The sequence below is a fragment of the Streptomyces lienomycini genome, from assembly GCF_027947595.1.
GTDB classification, from domain to species: Bacteria; Actinomycetota; Actinomycetes; order Streptomycetales; family Streptomycetaceae; genus Streptomyces; species Streptomyces lienomycini.
The window spans coordinates 1-22,733 of the sequence record NZ_CP116257.1 but is presented as its reverse complement, the minus strand read 5'-3'; the positions used below and the strand labels follow the sequence as shown (position 1 = coordinate 22,733).

General features: G+C 71.2%; 16 protein-coding genes and 1 tRNA gene. 5 read left to right on the top strand and 12 right to left on the bottom strand.

Going from position 1 to position 22,733, the window contains the following annotated elements:
- Position 1: 1 nt before the first annotated feature.
- Positions 2 to 130, bottom strand: a complete 129-nt coding sequence (locus BJ961_RS00085; protein ID WP_003999697.1) for a DLW-39 family protein — start codon at positions 128 to 130, stop codon at positions 2 to 4.
- A 338-nt stretch (positions 131 to 468) separates the two neighbouring features.
- Between BJ961_RS00085 and BJ961_RS00080 the strand changes: the two genes are divergently transcribed.
- The 3 genes from BJ961_RS00080 to BJ961_RS00070 all read left to right on the top strand — a co-directional run bounded on the left by BJ961_RS00080 (position 469) and on the right by BJ961_RS00070 (position 2,650).
- Positions 469 to 837 carry a DUF6344 domain-containing protein gene (locus tag BJ961_RS00080; protein ID WP_271319288.1) on the top strand — a complete coding sequence of 123 codons (369 nt, stop codon included), beginning with the start codon at positions 469 to 471 and terminating at the stop codon, positions 835 to 837.
- A 227-nt stretch (positions 838 to 1,064) separates the two neighbouring features.
- Positions 1,065 to 1,853, top strand: coding sequence for a GntR family transcriptional regulator (locus BJ961_RS00075; RefSeq protein WP_271416924.1), 789 nt, complete (start codon positions 1,065 to 1,067; stop codon positions 1,851 to 1,853).
- An 8-nt stretch (positions 1,854 to 1,861) separates the two neighbouring features.
- Complete coding sequence (locus tag BJ961_RS00070; protein WP_271319287.1) at positions 1,862 to 2,650, top strand: glycosyltransferase family 2 protein; 789 nt, start codon at positions 1,862 to 1,864, stop codon at positions 2,648 to 2,650.
- Positions 2,651 to 3,048: 398 nt separating this feature from the next.
- Here the strand turns inward: BJ961_RS00070 and BJ961_RS00065 are convergent, their stop codons facing one another.
- Both BJ961_RS00065 and BJ961_RS00060 read right to left on the bottom strand, forming a co-directional pair.
- Positions 3,049 to 3,924 carry an FkbM family methyltransferase gene (locus BJ961_RS00065; protein WP_271416923.1) on the bottom strand — a complete coding sequence of 292 codons (876 nt, stop codon included), beginning with the start codon at positions 3,922 to 3,924 and terminating at the stop codon, positions 3,049 to 3,051.
- A gap of 62 nt (positions 3,925 to 3,986) precedes the next feature.
- Positions 3,987 to 4,181: a ferredoxin gene (locus tag BJ961_RS00060; protein ID WP_271319286.1), complete on the bottom strand. Its 195-nt coding sequence runs from the start codon at positions 4,179 to 4,181 to the stop codon at positions 3,987 to 3,989.
- A gap of 177 nt (positions 4,182 to 4,358) precedes the next feature.
- On the opposite strand from BJ961_RS00060, the gene BJ961_RS00055 reads away from it, so the two are divergent.
- Together BJ961_RS00055 and BJ961_RS00050 are read left to right on the top strand one after the other, a co-directional pair.
- Complete coding sequence (locus tag BJ961_RS00055; protein ID WP_271319285.1) at positions 4,359 to 4,901, top strand: hypothetical protein; 543 nt, start codon at positions 4,359 to 4,361, stop codon at positions 4,899 to 4,901.
- A gap of 397 nt (positions 4,902 to 5,298) precedes the next feature.
- On the top strand, positions 5,299 to 9,408 hold the full coding sequence (locus BJ961_RS00050) for an nSTAND1 domain-containing NTPase (RefSeq protein WP_271319284.1): 4,110 nt from the start codon (positions 5,299 to 5,301) through the stop codon (positions 9,406 to 9,408).
- Between the two features lie 205 nt (positions 9,409 to 9,613).
- Here the strand turns inward: BJ961_RS00050 and BJ961_RS00045 are convergent.
- The 9 genes from BJ961_RS00045 to dnaA form a co-directional block, all read right to left on the bottom strand.
- A tRNA-Ile gene (locus tag BJ961_RS00045) sits at positions 9,614 to 9,690 on the bottom strand.
- Between the two features lie 100 nt (positions 9,691 to 9,790).
- On the bottom strand, positions 9,791 to 10,516 hold the full coding sequence (locus tag BJ961_RS00040) for a DUF3566 domain-containing protein (protein WP_271319283.1): 726 nt from the start codon (positions 10,514 to 10,516) through the stop codon (positions 9,791 to 9,793).
- Between the two features lie 18 nt (positions 10,517 to 10,534).
- A complete protein-coding gene (gene gyrA / locus BJ961_RS00035) occupies positions 10,535 to 13,129 on the bottom strand; it encodes a DNA gyrase subunit A (RefSeq protein WP_271319282.1) in 2,595 nt (864 codons plus the stop codon).
- Positions 13,130 to 13,171: 42 nt separating this feature from the next.
- Complete coding sequence (gyrB, locus tag BJ961_RS00030) at positions 13,172 to 15,232, bottom strand: DNA topoisomerase (ATP-hydrolyzing) subunit B (protein ID WP_271319281.1); 2,061 nt, start codon at positions 15,230 to 15,232, stop codon at positions 13,172 to 13,174.
- A 434-nt stretch (positions 15,233 to 15,666) separates the two neighbouring features.
- On the bottom strand, positions 15,667 to 16,239 hold the full coding sequence (locus BJ961_RS00025) for a DUF721 domain-containing protein (protein WP_271319280.1): 573 nt from the start codon (positions 16,237 to 16,239) through the stop codon (positions 15,667 to 15,669).
- The gene (gene recF / locus BJ961_RS00020) at positions 16,236 to 17,357 is read right to left on the bottom strand and encodes a DNA replication/repair protein RecF (protein ID WP_271319279.1); all 1,122 of its coding nucleotides are present in this window, start codon (positions 17,355 to 17,357) and stop codon (positions 16,236 to 16,238) included. The genes BJ961_RS00025 and recF overlap by 4 nt, the downstream gene beginning before the upstream one ends.
- Positions 17,358 to 17,387: 30 nt before the next feature.
- Positions 17,388 to 18,263 (bottom strand): phosphogluconate dehydrogenase (NAD(+)-dependent, decarboxylating), encoded by an 876-nt coding sequence (gnd, locus tag BJ961_RS00015; RefSeq protein ID WP_271319278.1) that lies wholly within the window; start codon positions 18,261 to 18,263, stop codon positions 17,388 to 17,390.
- A 226-nt stretch (positions 18,264 to 18,489) separates the two neighbouring features.
- On the bottom strand, positions 18,490 to 19,620 hold the full coding sequence (dnaN, locus tag BJ961_RS00010) for a DNA polymerase III subunit beta (RefSeq protein WP_271319277.1): 1,131 nt from the start codon (positions 19,618 to 19,620) through the stop codon (positions 18,490 to 18,492).
- Positions 19,621 to 20,653: 1,033 nt separating this feature from the next.
- Positions 20,654 to 22,633, bottom strand: a complete 1,980-nt coding sequence (dnaA, locus tag BJ961_RS00005; protein ID WP_271319276.1) for a chromosomal replication initiator protein DnaA — start codon at positions 22,631 to 22,633, stop codon at positions 20,654 to 20,656.
- Positions 22,634 to 22,733: the final 100 nt, after the last annotated feature.

Genomic DNA, 22,733 nt, shown 5'->3' with positions numbered 1-22,733 from the left:
CTCACGAACCCGTGGGCACGGAGTCGGTCGCCTCCGTCCACAGATCCTGCTCGGCGCGATCCGCCTGGATCTGGCGGTACACGAGGAGCCCGCCGATGGCGGCCAGTGCGACCAGGAGAAGCTTCTTCACCGCGCGACCTCGTCTTTCCTTGACGTAGGGGACTTCTGGCGCCCGACTATACACACCGGCCGATACCGATCGGTGACCTGCGTCGGTCGTCAACTGCCGGTCAACGGGCCCCTCTAGAAGCGGACGCGGCCGTTCTGATCGGACGGTGATCACACCTTCACATGCGGTCATGTTTGCCCGCCTCTCTCACGTCTGCGCACCTTTTGCACCGCCTTGCCGCCATACGGGTGGTGTTCATCTGAACATCGACGCGCCACGGGCGTCGGTCCACCACTTCGCGATCCGCATACACATCATGAGGAAAGTACGCAAATCGCCCAACCCGAAAGTGAGGGGCCATGGCCCGGAACAAGGTCCTGACGCTGTGGACCAGCGTCGTCACCGCCTTCCTCGCGCTGTTCACGGCGCTCGGACTCATCACGACGACGGCCGCCGCGGCCGTACCGCAGACCGGAACGCACAGCAACAAGGCCGAGAGCGCCTCCCCCGAGGCGGCACCCGCGGCGGCGACCGCCTGGTCCCGGTCCCGAACCGGTTCCCTGCCCCCCACCATGAAGCAGCGCATCCGCGCCGAGGCCCACGGAACGGCTCCCAGTTGCCGCCACCGCCCGCTCGCCGACGCCACCGCCACCACTGCGGCCCCCGATCTTCCGGGCGACGGCGCCGCCGAGGCTCCGGCCCAGCACACCGCCCCTCTCCAGCGCTGAGCGGCCCGAGCCACCCCCGACCCCGACGTAACGGCGATCTGCGTACCGCACCACACGCGAGAAACGGCCCGGCCGCTCGACAGAGCAGCCGGGCCGCCGCCGTGTGTGCGAGGCCCCCGGCAGCTCCTCCGGCTCTCCACCGGACCCCGACTCCTCAAGACCTCTTGAGGAGTTGTAGCCTGCGACCGCGAGGACGACCCGACGACGGACCGGAACCGGTGAGTGCCGTGCCCAAGGCGTACGAAGTGATCGCGGACGATCTGCGCCGCTCGATCCGCGCCGGTGAGCGCGCGCCCGGCGACCGTCTGCCGTCCGAGGCGGACCTCGCCGACCACTACCGGCGCAGCGTGCCGACGGTGCAGAACGCGCTCCGGCTGCTCAGCGACGAGGGCCTGATCGACAAGCGGCACGGCCTCGGCACCTTCGTCCGACGCCCCCGCATCCCGGCCGTGCGGGACAACCGCCGGCACCAGTGGGAGAAGGACCGGGCCCGCCGTCCGCTCGCCGCCCGGGCCGGGACCGGCGTCACGGAGCACGACACCGGCCTCGGCGCCGACGACCTCGTCTTCCACGCGGAGTACCGCGAGCGGAGGGCGACCGGGGAACTGGCCCGTGCCTTCGGCGTCCCCGAGGGCACCGTGCTCCTGCAACGCGCCTACCGGACCCGGCACTCGGCCGAGACCGCCCCCTTCAACCTCGTGACCTCCTACCTCGTGCGCGACATGATCGCGGCCAACCCCGCCCTCCTGGACGAGGCGGGCGAGCCCTGGCCCGGCGGCACCCAGCACCAGCTCCACACCGTGGGCATCGAACTGGACCGGGTGGAGGAGCGCCTCACCGCCCGCCCGCCGACACCGGAGGAGGCCGCGGCCCTGGACCTGCCGCCGGGCACGTCGGTGATCCTGCTCCGCAAGACCTCGTACGACACCGACGGCCGGGTGGTGGACGTGTCCGACGTCACACTGCCCGGCGACCGTACCGAACTGCTCTTCACGACCCGACTCGAAAGGTGGTGAGTGCCGCCGTGAACCGGCGCGTCGTCATCGTCACGGCCGTCCACGGCCCCGCGGCCCCCTTCCTGCCCGAGGCCCACGCCTCGCTGTGCGCACAGGAGTTGCCCGAGGGCTGGGAGTGGCGCTGGGTGATCCAGGAGGACGGCCGAGGAGAGGACGTCCGACCGTACGTGCCCGACGACCCGCGGGTCGTCTTCCACCAGGGCAGGCCGGACCGGCAGGGCGGGCCCGGGGTGGCACGCACGATGGCCCTGGCGCACGCGGACGGCGCGTACGTGAAGGTCCTGGACGCCGACGACCGGCTCACCGAGGGAGCGCTGGCCCGCGACCTGGCCGCCCTGGAGGCCGACCCGGCGATCGGCTGGGCGACCTCGCGCGTCCTGGACCTCCTGCCCGACGGTTCGACGGCCGGCTTCCCCGGCGACCCGGCACACGGGCCGATCGAGCGCGGCGAGGTGCTCGACTTCTGGAGGGCGAACGGCTTCCGCGCCCAGGTCCACCCGGCGACGCTCCTGGTACGGCGGGACCTGCTGCTCGCCCTCGGCGGCTGGATGGCCCTCCCGGCGTCCGAGGACACCGGACTGCTGCTCGCGCTCAACAGCGTGAGCCGGGGGTGGTTCTCCCAGGAGGTGGGCCTCCTCTACCGCAAGTGGGAGGGCCAGGAGACCGGCCGGCCCTCCCACGTGGACCCCGCCGAACGCGACGCCCGGATGGCGGTGGTGGAGGCCAGGGCACGGGCCCTGACGTCCTTCGGCTGGCACCGGCCGGGGAACCCCTCCGCTCCGCACGAGGGTGCGTGAGGCGGACCACCAGGCACCGGAGGACGGCCGGACACCGGACGGCGCCGGAACGGCGAGGCGGCACGGCTCCGGGCCGGCGGGGGACGGGCGGGCGGCGGTCGAACTCCGGCGACCAGCCAGGCACCGGACGCCCGGGACGACCACGGCGCCCACCGAACCCGGCGGGGCGGCACGGCTCCGGACCGGCGGCGCGGCCGGTCAGGCACCGGCGGACACCCGGCCATCGGACGCCCGGGACGACCACGGCGCCCACCGAACCAACCGCGGCACCCCGCTCAACGCTCTCCTCATCGCCGCGGCGGCCGTCGGCCTCACCGGCTGTCAGTCCGGTCAGGACGGGGACGGCGACCCGGCCAGGCAACGCCCCTCGCCCCGGCGGCGCGGCGCGGCCCCGGCGGTCAGGGCAGCAGCTCCGCGTCGACCCGGGAGAAGATCAGGTCGCTCTCCTCCGTCACCGGACCGCGCCAGCGGACCGGCGCGCGGGGCTCACCGCTCAGCGCGGAGGGGTAGCTTCCGGCCGCGTAGTCGTTGGGCAGCCGGTAGACGTGGAACCCGGCGTCGCGCATCACCGCCAGCAGGTCGTCCACCCGGTCCCCGAGCCGGGCCATGCGCTCGGGTGCCACCTCGACCGTGATCTCCGCGTCGGGCCGCAGCGCGCCCAGCATCGGTGCGAGACCCCGGACGACGCCGCCCTCCGCGCCCTCGACATCGATCTTGATCACCCGGGCGGTCGCGATCTCCGCCGGGTCGAGGAGCTCCGGCAGCGGCCGGGCCTCCATCTCGAAGCTGGACTCCACCGGCCCGTCGTACGGGACGATGCTGTTCGCCCCCGTGTTCCGTGAGCTGGCGAGCACGAAGGTCAGCTTCCGGGGGCGGTCGGAGACGGCGGCGTTGAGCGCGCGGATGTTCCCGAGGCCGTTGAGCCGGGCGTGCCGCACCAGGGAGCGGTGCAGGTCGGGGGAGGCCTCGATCGCGGCGACCCGGCCCTCGGCGCCGACCAGCCGGGCCGCCAGGACGCTGAAGACACCGATGTTGGCGCCGACGTCGACGAAGCCGTCGCCCGGCCGCAGCCGGCGCCGCAGCCACCCCGTCATGTGCGGTTCCCAGGCGCCGAACAGGTACAGGTAGCGCTGGATGAGGTCCCGCGTGTCCACCGCGAAGCGGTCCCCGGAACGCACCGTGACGACCGCGCGGCGGGGGTGCTCGCGCAGACGCGGGTTCAGCCAGCGGGTGGCGAGGGCCGCCTTCCCGACGGTGCCCGGGCCGCCCCGCACGTACCGGACGGCGAGTCCCGCCAGGACCTGCGACGCCGAAGAGACCGGTTCGCCTCGGATGCTCACTCCTCTTCCGTGATGGTGATCGCGGCGGACGGGCAGCCCTCGGCCGCCTCGCGCACCCGGGGGACGTCGACGTCGTGCTCCCGGCCGGGTACGACGGCGCCGAGGCCGTCCACCCGGGTGAAGACGGACGGGGCCCGGTGGACGCAGTCGCCGGAGCCGTAACACTGCTCGGGGTCGACGGAGATCCTCATGCGCACTCCAGCGGCGATCGGTGTCGGAACCTTCAGGACCTGCCTGCCCGCGGAAGGGCGCGCTGAATCCGCCCTGGCCGTCCGCCTGTTGGCCCCGTCGGCCCGGCCCTCGTAGGATCGCCCGGGATCCGGCGGAGTGGTGACTGGGGGACGGGTTTGGGGACCGGCGAGCAACTCGTGACGATCGCGGCCGTACTGCTCGGCGCGCTGACCACACACGTCACGAACCACCTGATGGAGCGGAGCCGCAACCGCCACCGGCTGCTGACACGCTGGGACGACAAGAAGGTCGACGCGTACGGGGAGTACGTGGACGCCGCCAAGATGCGGATCGCCGCCTCCGTGCCGCTGTACGAGACGCGCAAGGGCCTGCGGGAGAACCACCGGCCCGAGGAGGACCTCCGCGACGACCTGGCGGAGGCGAGCCGCCGCTGGGGTTCGGCCTTCGAGCGGGTCATGCTGCTCGGCGGGGACGAGGCCATCGAGTCCGGGCACGAGCTGAACGTACTGCTCGCCGAGATCGACTGGCAGGCGACCGGTCGTGTCGACGGCAGTCTGGAGGAGTGGCGCGAGCGGCACCGGGCGGCGTTCCGCGCCATCAACGCCTTCCACGAGGACGCCCGCGCCGACCTCGGCATCCGCGGCAGCGTCACCGGTGAGAAGCACCCGAGGCGGGACCTTCTGGTCCCGCCCGCCCGCCGGACACCCACCGGGGACTGACGGCCGGCCGACACACACCGGAGGACCGGCCGGGGCGGGCTGTTCGGCCGCACCTGCGCGTCGGCATGGTTTGGCTCCGGTCCCTCCCCTCGTGGGGACCGGTGCCAAACCATGCCGGCGCCGTTTTCGCGTGCGGTACCGGAGCGGGTCGGGGGGAACGGGGCCACCGAAAGCTGACCGAGAACATGCGGCCTCATGGGGTGGCTCTCCGAGTACTGAGCCGCTGACCTGTCCGGGTGCCGCGGGGCCGCCTCGCCACTGCGACGCGATCCTGCCACCTGTGGTCGCCGCCGAGGAGGCCCCGGAACCCTCACAACGAGGTAGCCGCAGGTCAGCCGTATAGAGTGAGTTTTCCGGTCCGGACGTCCAGGTGCGGGAGAAGTAAGGAGTGGAGACCTTGAGTTTCGACTCAGGGGCACGCACGGCCTTCGCAGAACGCCTCGCACTGCTGTACAGGGAGGCCGGCAACCCTCCCCTCAAACGCGTGTCCGAGGCCGTCGTCCGACTCCAGCGGGTCGACGAACGAGGTCGCCCCGTGCGGGTCTCCGCCCAGCGGATCAGCGACTGGCGCCGGGCCAAGAACGTGCCCGCCCAGTTCACCGCCCTCGCGGCGGTCCTGCACGTCCTCGTTCCGCAGGCGCGGCGTGCGCGGCCCGTGCCGGTCTCCCCCGGGCTGTACGACCTGGCCCAGTGGCAGCGCCTGTGGGAGCGGGCGATGGCCGACCCGAGCGGCGAACGCCCCCCGCAGCCCGCGGCGGACGAGCAGCCTCCCGCCGAGACTCCGGCCGCCCCGGGCGGGGTCTGCCCCTACCGGGGGCTGGCCGCCTACCGTCGGCAGGACGCCGGCTGGTTCTTCGGGCGGGAGCGGAGCACGCGGACCCTCGTCGCCCTGCTCGACGCGACGCCGGACACGGGCGGCCTGGTCATGCTCGTGGGCGCCTCCGGGGCGGGCAAGTCCTCCCTGCTCAACGCCGGCCTGGTACCGGCCCTGCGCGGCGGCCCCGCGGACACCGGGGACGGCCCGCCCAGGAAGGTGCTCCAACTCGTTCCCGGGGCCGACCCGCTCGGAGAACTGGCCCGGCTGGTACCGCAGCTCGCACCCGTCGTCGCCACCGCACGCCGCACGACGGCACCGGAGGACGGCACCCCGGAGACCGGGGGCGCGGGCGACTCCCCGGGCCGAAGCGCCGACGCCCCCGGGGCGCGGGGCACGGGCGGCCGGCCGGCCGAGGAGGCCGTCAGGGAGGCGTTCGCGGCCTGGGCGGCGACCGGCGGCGGCCCGCCGGACACCCGCCCGGTCGTCATCGTGGACCAGTTCGAGGAACTCTTCACACTCTGCTCCGACGAGGCGGTCCGGCGCGAGTTCGTCCGGCTGCTCCAGGCCGCCTGCGTGCCGGGCGGACCGGGGGACCCGGCGCCGGTGCTCGTGACGCTGGGCGTACGCGCCGACTTCTACGAACAGTGCCTGCGCTACCCCGAACTGGCCGACGCGCTGCAGCACCGGCACATGGTGCTCGGACCGCTGACCACCGCGGAACTGCGCGAGGCGGTGACCGCCCCGGCCAGGGCCGTCGGCATGGAACTCGAACCCGGACTCGCCGAGCTGATCATCCGCGAGGTCAGCACCGACGGCCCGCGCGGCGGGGGCCCCTCCCACGCCTACCGGGCGGTCGGGGAACACGACGCGGGCGTGCTGCCGCTCCTCTCCCACGCCCTGCTGGCCACCTGGCAGCGGCGCAAGGGCGGCCGGCTGACCCTGGCCGGGTACCGCGCGGCCGGCGGCATCCAGGGCGCGGTGGCCGCGACCGCCGAGCGGGCCTGGACCGGCCTGGACCCGGCGGCCCGCACCGCGGCGAGACTGCTGCTGCTCAGACTGGTCCGGCTCAGCGAGGACACCCAGGCCACCCGCAGGCGCAGCACACGGCGCCGGCTGGCCGAGGAGTCGGGGGACCCGGGCAAGACCGAGGAGTCCCTCGAGGCGCTGGTGCGGGCCCGGCTGGTGACCCTCGACGCGGACACCGTGGAGATCACCCACGAGGCGCTGCTGCACGCCTGGCCGCGGCTGCGCGACTGGATCGACGAGGACCGCGCCGGCAACCTGCTGCGCCAGCGGCTGGAGGAGGACGGCCTCGCCTGGGAGGAGTCGGACCGCGACACCTCGCTGCTGTACCGGGGCTCCCGGCTGGCGCAGGCGAGCGGCTGGGCCCGGTCGGCCGGTGACACCTTCCTGACCCGCAGCGCGGTGGAGTTCCTGGCCGCCGCGGTCAGACTGCGCAAGCGCACCGTCCTGATCAGCCGTGCCGCGGTCTCGGCGCTGGTCGTCCTGGCCCTCCTGGCCGTCGGTTCGGCGGTGATCGCCTGGCAGCAGCGCAACGACGCCGTGTTCGAGCAGGTGGTCGCGGAGGCGGACCGGGTACAGGACACGGACCCCTCGCTGTCGGCCCAGCTCGACCTGGCGGCGCACCGCCTGCGACCGGACGACGAGGACGTCAGGAACCGGCTGATATCGATCGTCAACGCGCCACTGGCCACGCCGCTCCTCGGGCACACGGGCGCGGTGTACCTCACCTCCTTCAGCCCCGACGGGCGCACCCTGGCGACGGCCAGCTACGACCGGACCGTCCGGCTCTGGGACGTCTCGGACCCCGGGCACCCGAAACAGCTCGGCAAGCCCCTCACGGGTCACACCAGCTGGGTGAGCACCGCGGTCTTCAGCCCGGACGGCCACACCCTCGCCAGCGCCTCGGACGACGGCACCGTCCGGCTGTGGGACATCCGCGACCCCGGCCACCCGCGCCCGCTCGGCGCCCCGCTGACCGGCCACGGCGGCACCGTCTACCTGCTCGCCTTCGGTCCGGACGGCCGCACCCTGGCCTCCGCCCACGACGACCACTCCGTCCGCCTGTGGGACGTGGCCGACCCGGGCCGGCCCCGGTCGCTCGCCACCCTGACCGGCGCGACCGCGGCGGTGCGCTCGGTGACGTTCAGCCCCGACGGGCACACGCTGGCGGCCGGCGGCGACGACGACGACGTCCGGCTCTGGGACGTGACCGACCCCCGCCGTCCCGAACCGGTCGGCGCACCGCTGACCGGTCACGGCGCCCTGGTGCACTCCGTGGCCTTCAGCCCCGACGGCCGCACCCTCGCCAGCGGCAGCGCGGACGACACCGTACGGCTGTGGGACGTGACCGACCCGGCCGGGGCGACGTCCCTCGGGGCACCGCTCACCGGCCACGGCGGTCCCGTCTGGGCGGTGGCGTTCAGCCCCGACGGCGCCACGCTCGCCGCGAGCAGCGCGGACAGCACGGCGAGCCTGTGGAACGTCAGCGACCCGGCCTACCCCTCGCAGATCGGCGTGCCGCTCGCGGGAGGCAGCGGCGAGATGTACGCCCTCGGCTTCAGCCCCGACGGCCGTACCCTCGCCACCGGCAGCGGCGACAGCAAGGTCCGTCTGTGGTCGCTTCCGACGTCGGACGTGATCGGCCGCACCGGCGCCTTCCGCCCGGACGGGCACGTGCTCGCCACCGCCGCCCGCGACGGCAGCATCCGGCTGTGGGACGTGACCACCCCCGGCCGCCCCGTGTCGCTGAGCGCCCCCTTCAAGCCGGGGGAGGGCGACATACGGTCACTGGAGTTCTCCCCGGACGGCGACACCCTCGCGGTGCTCACGGGAGACCGGGCTTTCCAGCTGTGGGACGTCACGGACCCGGCCGTGCCCACCGCCCACGGACCGCCCGTGGCGCTGCACACCCGCTACGCGGGCCCCGACACCCTGGCGTTCGGCCCCGACGGCCGCACACTGGCCACGGCCTACGACGACCGCACCGTCCAGCTGTGGAACACCGGGGACCCGTCCCACCCCCGCCGGCTGGGCAAGCCCCTCACCGGCCACACCGGCTACGTCAACACCCTCGCCTTCAGCCCCGACGGCCGCACCCTCGCCGGCGGCGGCGCGGACGACACCGTACGGCTGTGGGACGTGACCGACCCGGCCGGGGCCACACCCCTCGGACCGCTCACCGGCCACCTCGGGCCCGTCAACGCCCTCGCCTTCAGCCCCGACGGCCACACCCTGGCCAGCGGCAGCGACGACGGCACGGTCCGGCTCTGGGACGTCGCCGACCCGGGCGAGGCGTCCGGTGCCGAGGCCACGCTCGCCGGACACACCGACTCGGTGGTGTCCCTGACGTTCAGCCAGGACGGCGCCACCCTCGCCAGCGGCGCCAACGACAACACGGTCCGGCTCTGGAGCGTCACCGACCCCGCCGACGCCGCTCCCATCGGCCAGGCGATGAGCCCCAACGCCAAGACCGGGAACTTCCTGTCCTTCAGCCCCGTGCACCACATGCTCGGGGTGTCCAGCGGTACGGACACCGTGCGGCTGTGGAGCCTGGGCGTGGACGACGCCATCGACCGCATCTGCTCCGCCACCCGAGGCGTACTGACCGAGGAGAAGTGGCACGAGTACCTGCCGCGCCTGGACTACGAGCCGCCGTGCGACCGGTGACCCCCTCCGGCACACGTGATACCCGTCACATCACGGCGCCGAACCGACCAGTCGGCACCCACCACGCACCGGCCTTGTTAGCCTTGGCCACAGCCCGACCGCTGGCGCATCCCCCGTCGCCAGCGGTCGGGCCTCTTCGTGCCCCACCGCGGACCACCACGAACGCGAAAGACCCCCAACCGGATCCGGCTGGGGGTCTTCGTACTGGTGGGGCTAACAGGATTTGAACCTGTGGCCTCATCCTTATCAGGGATGCGCTCTAACCAACTGAGCTATAGCCCCGCCGCGCTCTGCGGTGTATGTCCCGCGCGCTGACTCCTGAAGATTAGCGCACGAGGCGGGCAGTCCCAAAATCGGTTGTCGCGCGGGCGGAGGGCGGGGATCACTCGTCCTCGGCGAGCGTCAGCTCCACACCGCCGACGAAGCCGGCGGACAGGTTGTAGATGAACGCGCCGAGCGTGGCCAGGGCCGTGGCCAGGACGACGTCGATGACCGCGATGACCGTCGTGAACAGCAGCACGTTGGGCAGCGACAGGAAGGACTGCAGGTCGAAGCCGTTGGACTCGTTGGAGCCGGTGGCCTCGGCGATCGTGCCGCCGACCGACGAGAAGACACCCATCGCGTCCATGACCATCCACAGCACGGCGGACGCGACGATGGTGCAGATGCCGAGCGCGATGGAGAGCAGGAAGCTGACCTTCATCACCGACCACGGGTCGGCCTTCGACACGCGCAGGCGTGCCTTGCGGACACGGGGCGTGGTGCGCGCGCCGGTGCGCGGACGGCGCACGGCCGACGCGTTGCCGCCCTGGGTCTGGTAGGCCTGCGGCGGGTGGTAGGGCCCGCCGGGCTGCTGGGGCTGCCGTTCTCCCGGCAGCGGCGAGGCCGCCGCGTGAGTCTGCTGGCCTCGGGTGTCCGTCACAGTTCCCCCCTGGGATCCATGCGTCTTGGACGAGCTCCCCGAGTGCGAGTCGGTCGCTCCGTCGTCGATCTTGCGCAGTTGAGTCGTGTGCGAATCCGTCGCACGCGCGGCCGAGCCACGGCCGCCGCCGCCCGTTTCCGTACCTGTGGAGGTACCGGCCGATCCGGCGCCCGTGGCTCCGCTCACGATGACTCTCTCCTCGTGCTACTCGGCCGAGGGCGCCTCGCCCTCGTCCGTGCCGGTGGTCGCGGCACCCTCGGCGGTCTCGTCGACGGCCACATCGCCGTCGACCTCCTCCGCCTCGCGTCCCGCCTCGGCGTTGCGTGCGATGCCGACGACGGCATCGCGCTTGCCCAGATTGATCAGTTGAACGCCCATGGTGTCACGGCCGGTCTCCCTGACCCCGCTGACTCGCGTACGAATCACACCGCCCGAGAGGGTGATGGCGAGGATCTCGTCGTGCTCCTCGACCACCAGCGCGCCCACGAGCGACCCGCGGTCCTCGACGATCTTGGCAGCCTTGATGCCGAGACCACCGCGACCCTGGACGCGGTACTCGTCGACGGAGGTCCGCTTCGCGTAACCGCCGTCGGTGGCAGTGAACACGAACGTACCGGCTCGAACAACATTCATCGAGAGCAGCTCGTCCCCTTCGCGGAAACTCATGCCCTTGACGCCCGAGGTGGCACGCCCCATCGGACGCAGCGTGTCGTCCGACGCGGTGAACCTGATCGACTGCGCCTTCTTGCTGATCAGCAGCAGATCGTCCTCGGCCGAGACGAGTTCGGCGCCGATAAGTTCGTCGTCGCTTCCGTCCGCCTGCTCGCGCAGGTTGATGGCGATGACACCGCCCGAGCGCGGCGAGTCGTAGTCCTTCAAAGGCGTCTTCTTCACCAGACCGGCCTTGGTGGCCAGGACCAGGTACGGGACCGCCTCGTAGTCCCGGATCGCGCGGATCTGGGCGATCGTCTCGTCCGGCTGGAAGGCCAGCAGGTTCGCCACGTGCTGACCGCGCGCGTCCCGGCCGGCGTCCGGCAGTTCGTACGCCTTGGCGCGGTAGACGCGGCCCTTGTTCGTGAAGAACAGCAGCCAGTGGTGCGTGGTCGACACGAAGAAGTGGTTGACGATGTCGTCTTCCTTGAGCTTCGTGCCGCGCACCCCCTTGCCGCCGCGCTTCTGCGCCCGGTAGTCGTCGGTCTTGGTGCGCTTGATGTAGCCGCCACGCGTGACCGTGACGACGATGTCCTCCTCGGCGATCAGGTCCTCGATGGACATGTCGCCCTCGTACGGGATGAGCTTGGTCTTGCGGTCGTCGCCGTACTTCTCGACGATCGCGGCCAGTTCCGTACTGACGATCTCGCGCTGGCGGACCGGCGAGGCGAGGATCGCGTTGTACTCGCTGATCTTCGCCTGGAGTTCGTCGTGCTCCTGGACGATCTTCTGCCGCTCCAGGGCCGCCAGGCGGCGCAGCTGCATCTCCAGGATCGCGTTGGCCTGGATCTGGTCGATGTCCAGCAGGTCCATCAGGCCCCCGCGCGCGATCTCGACGGTGTCGCTGCGCCGGATGAGCGCGATGACCTCGTCGATGGCGTCCAGGGCCTTGAGCAGACCGCGCAGGATGTGCGCCCGCTCCTCCGCCTTGCGCAGCCTGAAGCGCGTACGGCGGACGACGACCTCGATCTGGTGGTTCACCCAGTGGCGGATGAACGCGTCCAGGGACAGGGTGCGCGGCACGCCGTCGACCAGGGCCAGCATGTTGGCGCCGAAGTTGGTCTGCAGGTCGGTGTGCTTGTACAGGTTGTTCAGGACGACCTTGGCGACCGCGTCCCGCTTGAGGACGATCACCAGGCGCTGACCGGTGCGGGACGACGTCTCGTCGCGGACGTCGGCGATGCCGCCGACCTTGCCGTCCTTCACCAGGTCGGCGATCTTCTGCGCGAGGTTGTCCGGGTTGACCTGGTACGGCAGCTCGGTGACCACCAGGCACTGGCGGTTCTGGATCTCCTCGACCTCGACGACCGCGCGCATGGTGATCGAGCCGCGCCCGGTGCGGTACGCCTCCTCGATGCCCTTGCGGCCCACGACCAGCGCACCGGTCGGGAAGTCGGGGCCCTTGATGCGCTCGATCAGCGCGTCAAGGAGCTCCTCGTGCGAGGCCTCGTAGTTCTCCAGGTACCACTGGGCGCCGGCCGCGACCTCGCGCAGGTTGTGCGGCGGGATGTTGGTCGCCATACCGACCGCGATGCCCGCCGAGCCGTTGATCAGCAGGTTCGGGAAGCGGGCGGGCAGGACGGTCGGCTCCTGGGAGCGGCCGTCGTAGTTGTCCGTGAAGTCGACGGTCTCCTCGTCGATGTCGCGGACCATCTCCATCGACAGCGGCGCCATCTTGCACTCGGTGTACCGCATGGCCGCCGCCGGGTCGTTGCCCGGCGAGCCGAAGTTGCCGTTGGAGTCGACGAGCGGCATGCGCATCGACCAGGACTGGGCGAGGCGGACCAGGGCGTCGTAGATGGAGGAGTCGCCGTGCGGGTGGTAGTTGCCCATGACGTCGCCGACGACGCGGGCGCACTTGTAGAAGCCGCGCTCGGGGCGGTAGCCGCCGTCGTACATGGCGTACAGCACGCGCCGGTGCACCGGCTTGAGGCCGTCACGGACGTCGGGCAGCGCACGCGAGACGATGACGGACATCGCGTAGTCGAGGTAGGAGCGCTGCATCTCCGTCTCGAGCCCGACGGGCTCGACACGCATCGCCAGGGCGTCGCCCTCGGGCGTCGTCACAGGGGTGTTCTCGTCGGTCATTGCTGGTGAAGGTCCTTCCTGGTGCGGTCAGCCGAGACCGACTCAGATGTCGAGGAAGCGGACGTCCTTGGCATTGCGCTGGATGAACGCGCGCCGGGCCTCGACGTCCTCGCCCATCAGCACCGAGAACAGGTCGTCGGCCTGCGCGGCGTCGTCGAGCGTGACCTGGCCGAGCACGCGGTGCTCCTGGTCCATGGTCGTGATGCGCAGCTCCTCGGCGTTCATCTCGCCGAGGCCCTTGAAGCGCTGCACGGAGTCCTCACGGATGCGCTTGCCGGCGTTGCGGCCCATCTCGATCAACGCGTCGCGCTCGCGGTCGGAGTACGCGTACTCGAAGTCGTCCCGGCCCCACTTGATCTTGTACAGCGGCGGGCGGGACAGGTACACGTGCCCGGACTCGACCAGCGGCCGCATGAAGCGGAACAGGAAGGTCAGCAGCAGGGTGTTGATGTGCTGGCCGTCGACGTCGGCGTCCGCCATCAGAATGATCTTGTGATAGCGGAGTTTCTCGATGTCGAAGTCCTCGTGCACACCCGTGCCGAACGCGGAGATCATCGCCTGGATCTCCTGGTTCTGCAGGATCCGGTCGATGCGTGCCTTCTCGACGTTGAGGATCTTGCCGCGGATGGGGAGGATCGCCTGGTACTGCGGGTTCCGGCCGGACTTGGCCGAACCGCCGGCGGAGTCGCCCTCGACGATGAAGATCTCGCACTTGGTCGGATCGTTGGACTGGCAGTCGGACAGCTTGCCCGGCAGCGAAGCCGACTCCAGCAGACCCTTGCGGCGCGTCAGGTCACGCGCCTTGCGGGCCGCCACGCGCGCGTGGGCCGCCTGGATGCCCTTGCGGATGATGTCCGCGGCCTCGTTGGGGTTGCGGTCGAGCCAGTCCGTCAGGTGCTCGTAGACGACCTTCTGCACGAAGGTCTTCACCTCGGTGTTGCCCAGCTTCGTCTTGGTCTGGCCCTCGAACTGCGGCTCCGCCAGCTTGACCGAGATGATCGCGGTCAGACCCTCGCGGATGTCGTCACCCGTGAGGTTGTCGTCCTTCTCGCGCAGCAGCTTCTTGTCGCGCGCGTACTTGTTGATCAGCGAGGTGAGTGCCGCGCGGAAGCCCTCCTCGTGGGTGCCGCCCTCGTGCGTGTGGATGATGTTGGCGAACGAGTACACGCCCTCGGTGTAGCCGCCGTTCCACTGCATCGCGACCTCGAGGGACAGGCTCTTGTCCTTGTCCTCGGCCTCGAGGTCGATCACGGTGGGGTGCACCAGCTCTCCCTTGCGGGAGTTGAGGTACGTCACGAAGTCGACGATGCCGCCCTCGTAGTGGTACGAGACGCTCTTGTCCTCGTGCTTCTCGTCCTCGCCCGCCTCGTCCGCGCCCGCGGTGGCCTTCGCCGACTCGCGCTCGTCGACGAGGTTGATCTTCAGACCCTTGTTGAGGAACGCCATCTCCTGGAAGCGCCGGGAGAGCGTCTCGAAGGAGTAGTCGGTGGTCTCGAAGATGTCGCCGTCGGCCCAGAAGGTGACCGACGTACCGGTCTCCTCGGTGGCCTCGTGCCGGGCGAGCGCCGCCGTGGGGACACCCAGCTTGTACTCCTGCGTCCACCGGTGGCCGTCGGTCTTGACCTCCACCGCGACCCGCGTGGACAGGGCGTTGACGACGGAGACACCCACGCCGTGCAGACCACCGGAGACCGCGTAGCCGCCGCCGCCGAACTTTCCGCCCGCGTGCAGCACGGTCAGCACGACCTCCACGGCCGGCTTCCCCTCGGAGGGGACGATGCCCACCGGGATGCCGCGGCCGTTGTCGACGACCCGGACTCCGCCGTCGGCGAGGATGGTCACGTCGATCGTGTCCGCGTGACCGGCCAGCGCCTCGTCGACGGAGTTGTCCACGACCTCCTGCACCAGGTGGTGCAGGCCGCGCTCACCGGTCGAGCCGATGTACATACCGGGTCGCTTGCGGACCGCGTCCAGACCCTCGAGGACGGTGATGGCACTGGCGTCGTACGAGGCGTGGGCCTCGCCGAGCGACGCGCTCACCGCGTCGTTCACGCCGGTGTCGGTGGACGGGTTGTTCTCGTTGGGGTTGCCGGAATCGGCCACGAAGCGCCCTTTCTGGCACAGCACGAGCCGGGCTCGTCGGCAGGTTGCCGGAGCGGCTGCGGCATGTCGCGTTGGTAAGCCTTGATCAGCGTTGCTCAGCTAGTCCCGGACGGTCCCCACGTTCGGGGCGGGATTCTCTTCCATTCTACCGGTACCACTGACACTGATGGGGGTTTGCCGGTACCTGAGTCCGCATGTGCCGCCCTGAACGAGGCTTGTCCGACTCCCGATATGCGGAAGGGGGCCTCAAGAGGCTCACAGCGGCACTCAGCGCTTCGAGGCGTCAACCCTTTGCTACTTGGGAGTCAGATCCCGGTTCGACACCGCGCACGGTGGTACGACACAGCGGGCGCCGACGGTTCACACCGACCGTCGACGCCTGATTTTGTGAGGTACATCACGCCCTGCTGACGGGGTGCCAGAACGCCCGCACATCACCCGTAGGTGTCGCCCGGACCACGGCTGCCCGGTGCCCGCAACGGCCCGTACCGCCGGCCCGGACCACCCGAACCACCCGGCCCCAACACCTTGATCATCCGCACCGAGCCGTGCCCCAGGTCCTCGTTGAGCCGGGCCACCAGAGTCGGGGCGAGCAACCGCAGGTTCGTCGCCCAGGCCGTCGAGTCGCAGCGCACGACCAGCACCCGCTCGTCCTCGTCGTACCGCTCCGGCACGCAGTGCTTCGCCACGTCCTCGCCGACGATCTGCGGCCAGCGCCCCATCACCCCGCCCACCGCGGCCGGCGTCTCCCAACCCCGCTCCGTGATCAGCCGGTTGATCGCCGAACCCAGCGCCATGGGGTCACGCCCGTCGGCCCGAGCCCCGGAGCGCAGCCCTCCGCGACGCGCCTGCTTCTTCTGCTGGGCCGCGTCCCCACGCGCGCGTGCCGCCTCCCGCGCCGCCCTGAGCGCCACGCGCGCGAGGTCGACGCCGGACGGCTCCGGGCCGCTCCCCTCGCGCCCGCCGGACGGCCTGCCGGGCTCCGAGTCCGGTGCGTCCGCGCTCATACGCGCTCCACCGTGCCCTCGGCCACCGTGAACCGCGCCCCCGCCAGCACGTCCGGTACGTCGTCGTCCACCGCGGCCGTCACCAGCACCTGCTCGCCGGGCGCCACCAGTTCCGCCAGCCGCTCGCGACGCCGGGCGTCCAGCTCGGCGAAGACGTCGTCCAGCACCAGCACCGGCTCGTTGCCCTCCGCCCGCAGCAGGTCGAACGAGGCCAGCCGCAGCGCCAGCGCGTACGACCACGACTCGCCGTGGGAGGCGTACCCCTTGGCGGGCAGCGAACCGAGCTTGAGCAGCAGATCGTCCCGGTGCGGACCGACCAGGGTGACGCCCCGCTCGATCTCCTGCTTGCGCGCCTCGGCGAGCGCCGCCATCAGCTGCTCGTACAGGTCCTCGCGCGTGTGCGCCTCCCCGGGCGCCGACGGCCGGTACTCCAGGGCGACGGGGCCGCCGCCGGGGGCCAGCTGCTCGTACGCCTTGTCGGCCAGCGGCTGCACGGTCGCGATCAGGTCGAGGCGCTGGGCGAGCAGCTCGGCGCCCGCGCGCGCGAGGTGCTGGTCCCAGACGTCGAGCGTGGACAGGTCCATCGTGCGGCCGCCGTGCCGACGGGCGAGCGCGGCCGACTTCAGCAGGGTGTTGCGCTGCTTGAGGACCCGGTCGTAGTCGGAGCGCACCCCGGCCATCCGCGGCGAGCGGGCGGTGATCAGCTCGTCCAGGAAGCGGCGCCGCTCACCGGGGTCGCCCTTCACCAGCGCGAGGTCCTCCGGCGCGAACAGCACGGTACGCACGATGCCGAGCACATCACGCGGTCTGACCTGCGACGACCTGTTGATGCGGGCGCGGTTGGCCCGGCCCGGGTTCAGCTCCAGCTCGATCAGCTGCTGCCGCTCACCCTGCCGGACCTGGGCGCGGATCACCGCGCGCTCGGCGCCCATGCGCACCAGGGGGGCGTCGGAGGAGACCCGGTGGCTGCCGAGGGTGGCGAGGTAGCCGACCGCCTCGACGAGGTTCGTCTTGCCCTGCCCGTTGGGGCCCACGAAGGCGGTGACGCCCGGGTCCAGGGGCACCTCGACCCGGGCGTACGAACGGAAGTCGGCCAGCGACAGATGCGTGACGTGCATGGTCGTGCGCCGACCTTCCTAGCGTTCCGGTTACTTCTTCTCGACCGCGTGGCCGCCGAACTGGTTGCGCAGCGCGGCGATCATCTTCATCTGCGGCGAGTCGTCCTGCCGGGACGCGAACCGCGCGAAGAGGGAGGCCGTGATCGCGGGCAGCGGCACCGCGTTGTCGATCGCCGCCTCCACGGTCCAGCGTCCCTCACCGGAGTCCTGTGCATAACCCCGGAGCCCGTTCAGGTGCTCGTCGTCGTCGAGCGCGTTGACGGCCAGGTCGAGCAGCCAGGAGCGGATCACCGTGCCCTCCTGCCAGGAGCGGAAGACCTCGCGGACGTTCTCCACGGAGTCGACCTTCTCCAGCAGCTCCCAGCCCTCGGCGTAGGCCTGCATCATGGCGTACTCGATGCCGTTGTGGACCATCTTCGCGAAGTGGCCCGCGCCCACCTTGCCGGCGTGCACGGCGCCGAAGTCGCCCTCCGGCTTGAGGGCGTCGAAGACCGGCTGCACCCGGGCGACGTTCTCCGCGTCGCCGCCGTACATCAGCGCGTAGCCGTTCTCCAGGCCCCACACGCCGCCGGAGACGCCGCAGTCGACGAAGCCTATGCCCTTGGCGGCCAGCTCCTCGGCGTGCTTCTCGTCGTCCGTCCAGCGGGAGTTGCCGCCGTCCACGACGACGTCGCCGCGCTCCAGCAGCTCGCCGAGCCGGTCGACGGTCGCCTGGGTGGCCTCCCCGGCCGGGACCATCACCCAGACCACGCGCGGGGCGCTGAGCTTGCCCACCAGCTCTTCCAGGCTGTGGACGTCGGCGAGGTCGGGATTGCGGTCGTATCCGACGACGGTGTGGCCCGCGCGGCGGATCCGCTCGCGCATGTTGCCGCCCATCTTGCCGAGGCCGACGAGACCGAGCTCCATCAGTTGCGTTCCTTAGGTGTGCGAGGTGGCAAGGCGGCACCTCCGTACCCGCCGGATGCGTGCCGCGGCACTTTCGTACCCGCCTTCGAGCCTAAACCCGGGCGCCCGTGCACAGCTGTGGGCATACGCGCTCAGACGTATGCCCCCACCTGCGGGTTCGTCCCCACCCTGTGGACAGCCACCGACGGCGCCACCGGCCGTGCGTGCGGCTCAGCCGCTCAGCCGCTCAGCCGCTCAGCCGCACCGGCATGATCAGGTACTTGTAGGCCTCGTCCGCCTCGGCGTCCACCGCGGGCCTGCCGCTGAGCAGCGCCGGCTTGGTGGACGTCGTGAAGGACAGCTGGGCCACCGGGGAGTCGATCGCGCTCAGACCGTCCAGGAGGAACGTCGGGTTGAAGGCGATCGAGATGTCGTCGCCCTCCAGTTGGGCGTCCACCCGTTCCACAGCCTGTGCGTCGTCGCTGGAACCGGCCTCCAGGATCAGCACGCCCTGCTCGAAGCTGAGCCGCACCGGGGTGTTGCGCTCGGCGACAAGGGCCACGCGCTTGACGGCCTCGACGAAGGGGGCGGTCTCGATCACGGCGACGCTGTTGAACTCCGTCGGGAACAGCGTCTTGTACTTCGGGAGGTCGCCCTCCAGCAGCCGGGTCGTCGTGCGACGGCCGGCGCCCTCGAAACCGATCAGGCCCTCGCCCGCACCCGAGCCGGACAGCGCCAGGATCACCTGGTCACCGCTGGTCAGCGCCTTGGCGGTGTCCTGGAGCGTCTTGGCGGGCACCAGGGCGACCGCGGAGATCTCCGGGTTCTCCGGCTTCCACAGGAACTCGCGGACCGCGAAGCGGTAGCGGTCGGTGGAGGCCAGCGTCACCGAGTCGCCCTCGATCTCGATGCGCACACCGGTCAGGACGGGCAGCGTGTCGTCGCGACCCGCGGCGATGGCCACCTGCTGCACGGCCGAGGCGAAGACCTCGCCGGGGACCGTGCCCGTCGCCTCGGGCATCTGCGGCAGCGCCGGGTACTCCTCCACCGGCAGGGTGTGGAGGGTGAACCGCGAGGAGCCGCAGACCACCGTCGCCCGTACACCGTCTGTGGAGATCTCCACCGGTCGGTTGGGCAGAGCGCGGGAGATGTCGGCGAGCAGACGGCCCGAGACGAGGACCGTGCCCTCCTCCTCGATCTCCGCCTCCACCGACACCCGCGCCGAGACCTCGTAGTCGAAGCTGGACAGGCTCAGCTGCCCCTCCTCGGCCTTCAGCAGCAGGCCCGCGAGGACCGGCGCCGGCGGACGGGCCGGGAGGCTGCGAGCCGCCCAGGCCACTGCCTCCGCGAGTACGTCGCGTTCCACCCGGATCTTCACTGTTGCCGCCTCCTGCTGTTGCCGGCGCCGCTCGCCCTGCTTCGCCTTCGTCGTCTGACCGGTGTCGTCCGCCGCTGTGAGGGGCAGAACACCGGGGACCAGTCTGACGCACCCCACTGACAGTAGGTGCCGTTCGGGGTCAAGTCGTGACGAGGCGCGGTCGGGCTCGAGAGGCCGAGTTGTGCACAGGACCCGCTTCGAAACGAATTCCGCACTCTCTCTAGTCGCTAGTAGTAGTAGGGCCTGTGGATACCGTGGATAACTTCGTTTGCCCAGGTCAGACCGGAAATTTTGTCCACGGGCCCTGTGGGCGGAGCCGGTGGACAACTGGGCCCGTCTGTGGAGAACAGAAAGTTCTGCACACACCGTGCACAGGGAGAGGCGACTTCTCCCCAGAGCCGTCCCCAGCTTTCCCCGAGTTTCCCACAGCCCGACCAGGCACCTTGATGTGACGCCTTTCACTCGGGTCGGTGACGGGGCGCGTCGCGTTGCCGAACAGTGGACAGGCTTGTGGAGAAGCTGCGGATCGCTGGGGACAACCTGCTCCGGCCTGTGGGTCGTCCGTGGACAACTGAATGCACAGCCTGTGGATCATTTCTTTGTCCACAGGCTGTGGAAATCGTTTGTCCACGAATCCACAGGGAGCTGACCTGCCCTGATGGTCCCTCACCAGCCTGGCCTGTGGACAGGATCGGGACAACTTCCCAGTCCCCAAGGTGTGGACGGCAAAAAGTAGCCGAATCTGTGGAGGACGGCCGTAACCCGGCAGGGATTCGAACAGCGGTCAGGACAGCAGTACGACGGCGGCGGGCCGGGGACAGGCGGACGACGGGGCGGACCGGCCCGGCGCAGGCCTGTGCGCGGGCTCGGGGCAGGGCCGGGGGCAGAGGACCGTGGTGCGGCTCGGTGGCTCTGCGTGCCCGCAGCCCCGCAGCCCCGCAGCCCCGCAGCCCCGCAGGCACAGGCTCCCGCGGGCGCACAAAAGGCGCCCCCGAGTGTCCAGGGGCGCCCGTGCGGCCGGTGTCGGAGGCTGTCAGCCGTTCTTGATGCGGTTGGTCAGCTCGGTCACCTGGTTGTAGATCGAGCGCCGCTCGGCCATCAGATTGCGGATCTTGCGGTCGGCGTGCATGACCGTGGTGTGGTCCCGGCCGCCGAAGAGCGCGCCGATCTTCGGCAGTGAGAGGTCCGTCAGCTCACGGCACAGGTACATGGCGATCTGGCGTGCCGTCACCAGCGCGCGCCCGCGAGAGGTGCCGCACAGGTCCTCGACGGTGAGGCCGAAGTAGTCGGCGGTCGCGCCCATGATCGCGGTGGACGTGATCTCGGGGGCCGAGTCCTCCCCGCCGGGGATCAGGTCCTTGAGGACGATCTCCGTGAGCCCCAGGTCGACCGGCTGCCGGTTGAGCGACGCGAACGCCGTCACCCGGATCAGCGCCCCCTCCAGCTCGCGGATGTTGCGCGAGATCCGGGAGGCGATGAACTCCAGCACCTCCGGCGGGGCGTTGAGCTGCTCCTGCACCGCCTTCTTGCGCAGGATCGCGATGCGCGTCTCCAGCTCCGGCGGCTGGACGTCGGTGATCAGCCCCCACTCGAAGCGGTTGCGGAGCCGGTCCTCCAGCGTCACCAGCTGCTTGGGCGGCCGGTCGCTGGAGAGCACGATCTGCTTGTTGGCGTTGTGGAGGGTGTTGAAGGTGTGGAAGAACTCCTCCTGCGTCGACTCCTTGTCCGCGAGGAACTGGATGTCGTCGACGAGCAGGATGTCCATCTCGCGGTAGCGCTTGCGGAAGCTGTCGCCCTTGCCGTCGCGGATGGAGTTGATGAACTCGTTGGTGAACTCCTCCGAGCTGACGTAGCGCACGCGCGTGCCCGGGTAGAGGCTGCGCGCGTAGTGCCCGATCGCGTGCAGGAGGTGGGTCTTGCCGAGTCCCGACTCCCCGTAGATGAACAGGGGGTTGTACGCCTTGGCGGGCGCTTCGGCGACGGCGACGGCCGCCGCGTGGGCGAAGCGGTTGGAGGCGCCGATGACGAAGGTGTCGAAGAGGTACTTCGGGTTCAGGCGCGCGGTCGGCTCACCCGGGCCGGTCGCCGGCGCGGGCTGTGCGGCCAGCGGGCCGGGCGCTCCGGTGGCGGGTCCGGGGCCGACGGGGCCGCCGCGGTGGACGTGCCCGGACCCGGACGGGGGCTCGGACAGGTCCCGGCGGGGTCCCCGCTGCTCGTAGTCCCCGCGCGGCTTGTCGTAGTCGCCCCGGGACTGTTCGTAGTCGCCGCGGACCTTGTCGTACTCGCCCCGAGGCTTGTCGTAGTCACTCCGGGACTGCTCGTAGTCGCCGCGCTGGGAGTCGTACGAGGGGCGTTCCGGGGGCTGCGGCCGGTAGTCCTGCTGGTACGGGTCGTGGGAGTACGGCGACGGCTCCTGGCCGTACGGCTCCTGAGACGGGGACGCGTACGGGTCCCGTTCCGGGAAGCCGAGGCGCTGCTGCTGCCAGCCGTAGTCGTCCTGCTGGGCCGGGCGCGGCCAGGAGCCGGGCTCGGGGCGCTGGTACTCCTGCGGGTAGGCGGGGCGGGCGGTCGGGAGCTGGTCGGCGCGGTTGCGGCCGTAGCCCTCGTACTCGTCGCGGTACTCCTCGCGGCCCTGGCCGGGTGCGGGGAGCTCGGGCTCCTCGTAGCGGGGCTGGGGCCGGGCGGGCGGCTGCGGCTGGGCCTGCGGTGCGGGGCCGGGGGGGCCGGCGGGCTCGCCCGCGGTGTCGTCGACGGTGATCGCGATACGGATCGGGCGGCCGCATTCGCGGCTCAGCGTCTCGCTGACGATCGGGGCGAGGCGACCCTCCAGCACGCCCTTCGCGAATTCGTTCGGCACGGCCAGCAGGGCGGTGTCGGCGACCAGCGCGAGCGGCTGGCAGCGCCGGATCCAGTGCTCGTCCTTCGACTCGACGCCCTGTCCACGGCCCTGCCCGAGGAGTTGCTCGAGTACGCGTGGCCACACTGCGGCAAGATCGGCAGGTACGTCAGCCACAGAACACGCTCTCTCACGAGTCCCTCGAAGGTGTGATTCGGGGACGGGTCGGGATGAAACTCGGGTGGGTCAGGGATAAGGGAACGAATCGGAGTCCAGT

Excerpts from the sequence above, each read along its gene's own strand:
- BJ961_RS00080 (WP_271319288.1), top strand. The coding sequence starts at position 469 with ATGGCCCGGAACAAGGTCCTGACGCTGTGGACCAGCGTCGTCACCGCC.
- BJ961_RS00060 (WP_271319286.1), bottom strand. The coding sequence starts at position 4,181 with ATGAGGATCTCCGTCGACCCCGAGCAGTGTTACGGCTCCGGCGACTGC.
- gyrA (WP_271319282.1), bottom strand. The coding sequence starts at position 13,129 with ATGACCGACGAGAACACCCCTGTGACGACGCCCGAGGGCGACGCCCTG.
- BJ961_RS00025 (WP_271319280.1), bottom strand. The coding sequence starts at position 16,239 with ATGAGCGCGGACGCACCGGACTCGGAGCCCGGCAGGCCGTCCGGCGGG.
- recF (WP_271319279.1), bottom strand. The coding sequence starts at position 17,357 with ATGCACGTCACGCATCTGTCGCTGGCCGACTTCCGTTCGTACGCCCGG.
- gnd (WP_271319278.1), bottom strand. The coding sequence starts at position 18,263 with ATGGAGCTCGGTCTCGTCGGCCTCGGCAAGATGGGCGGCAACATGCGC.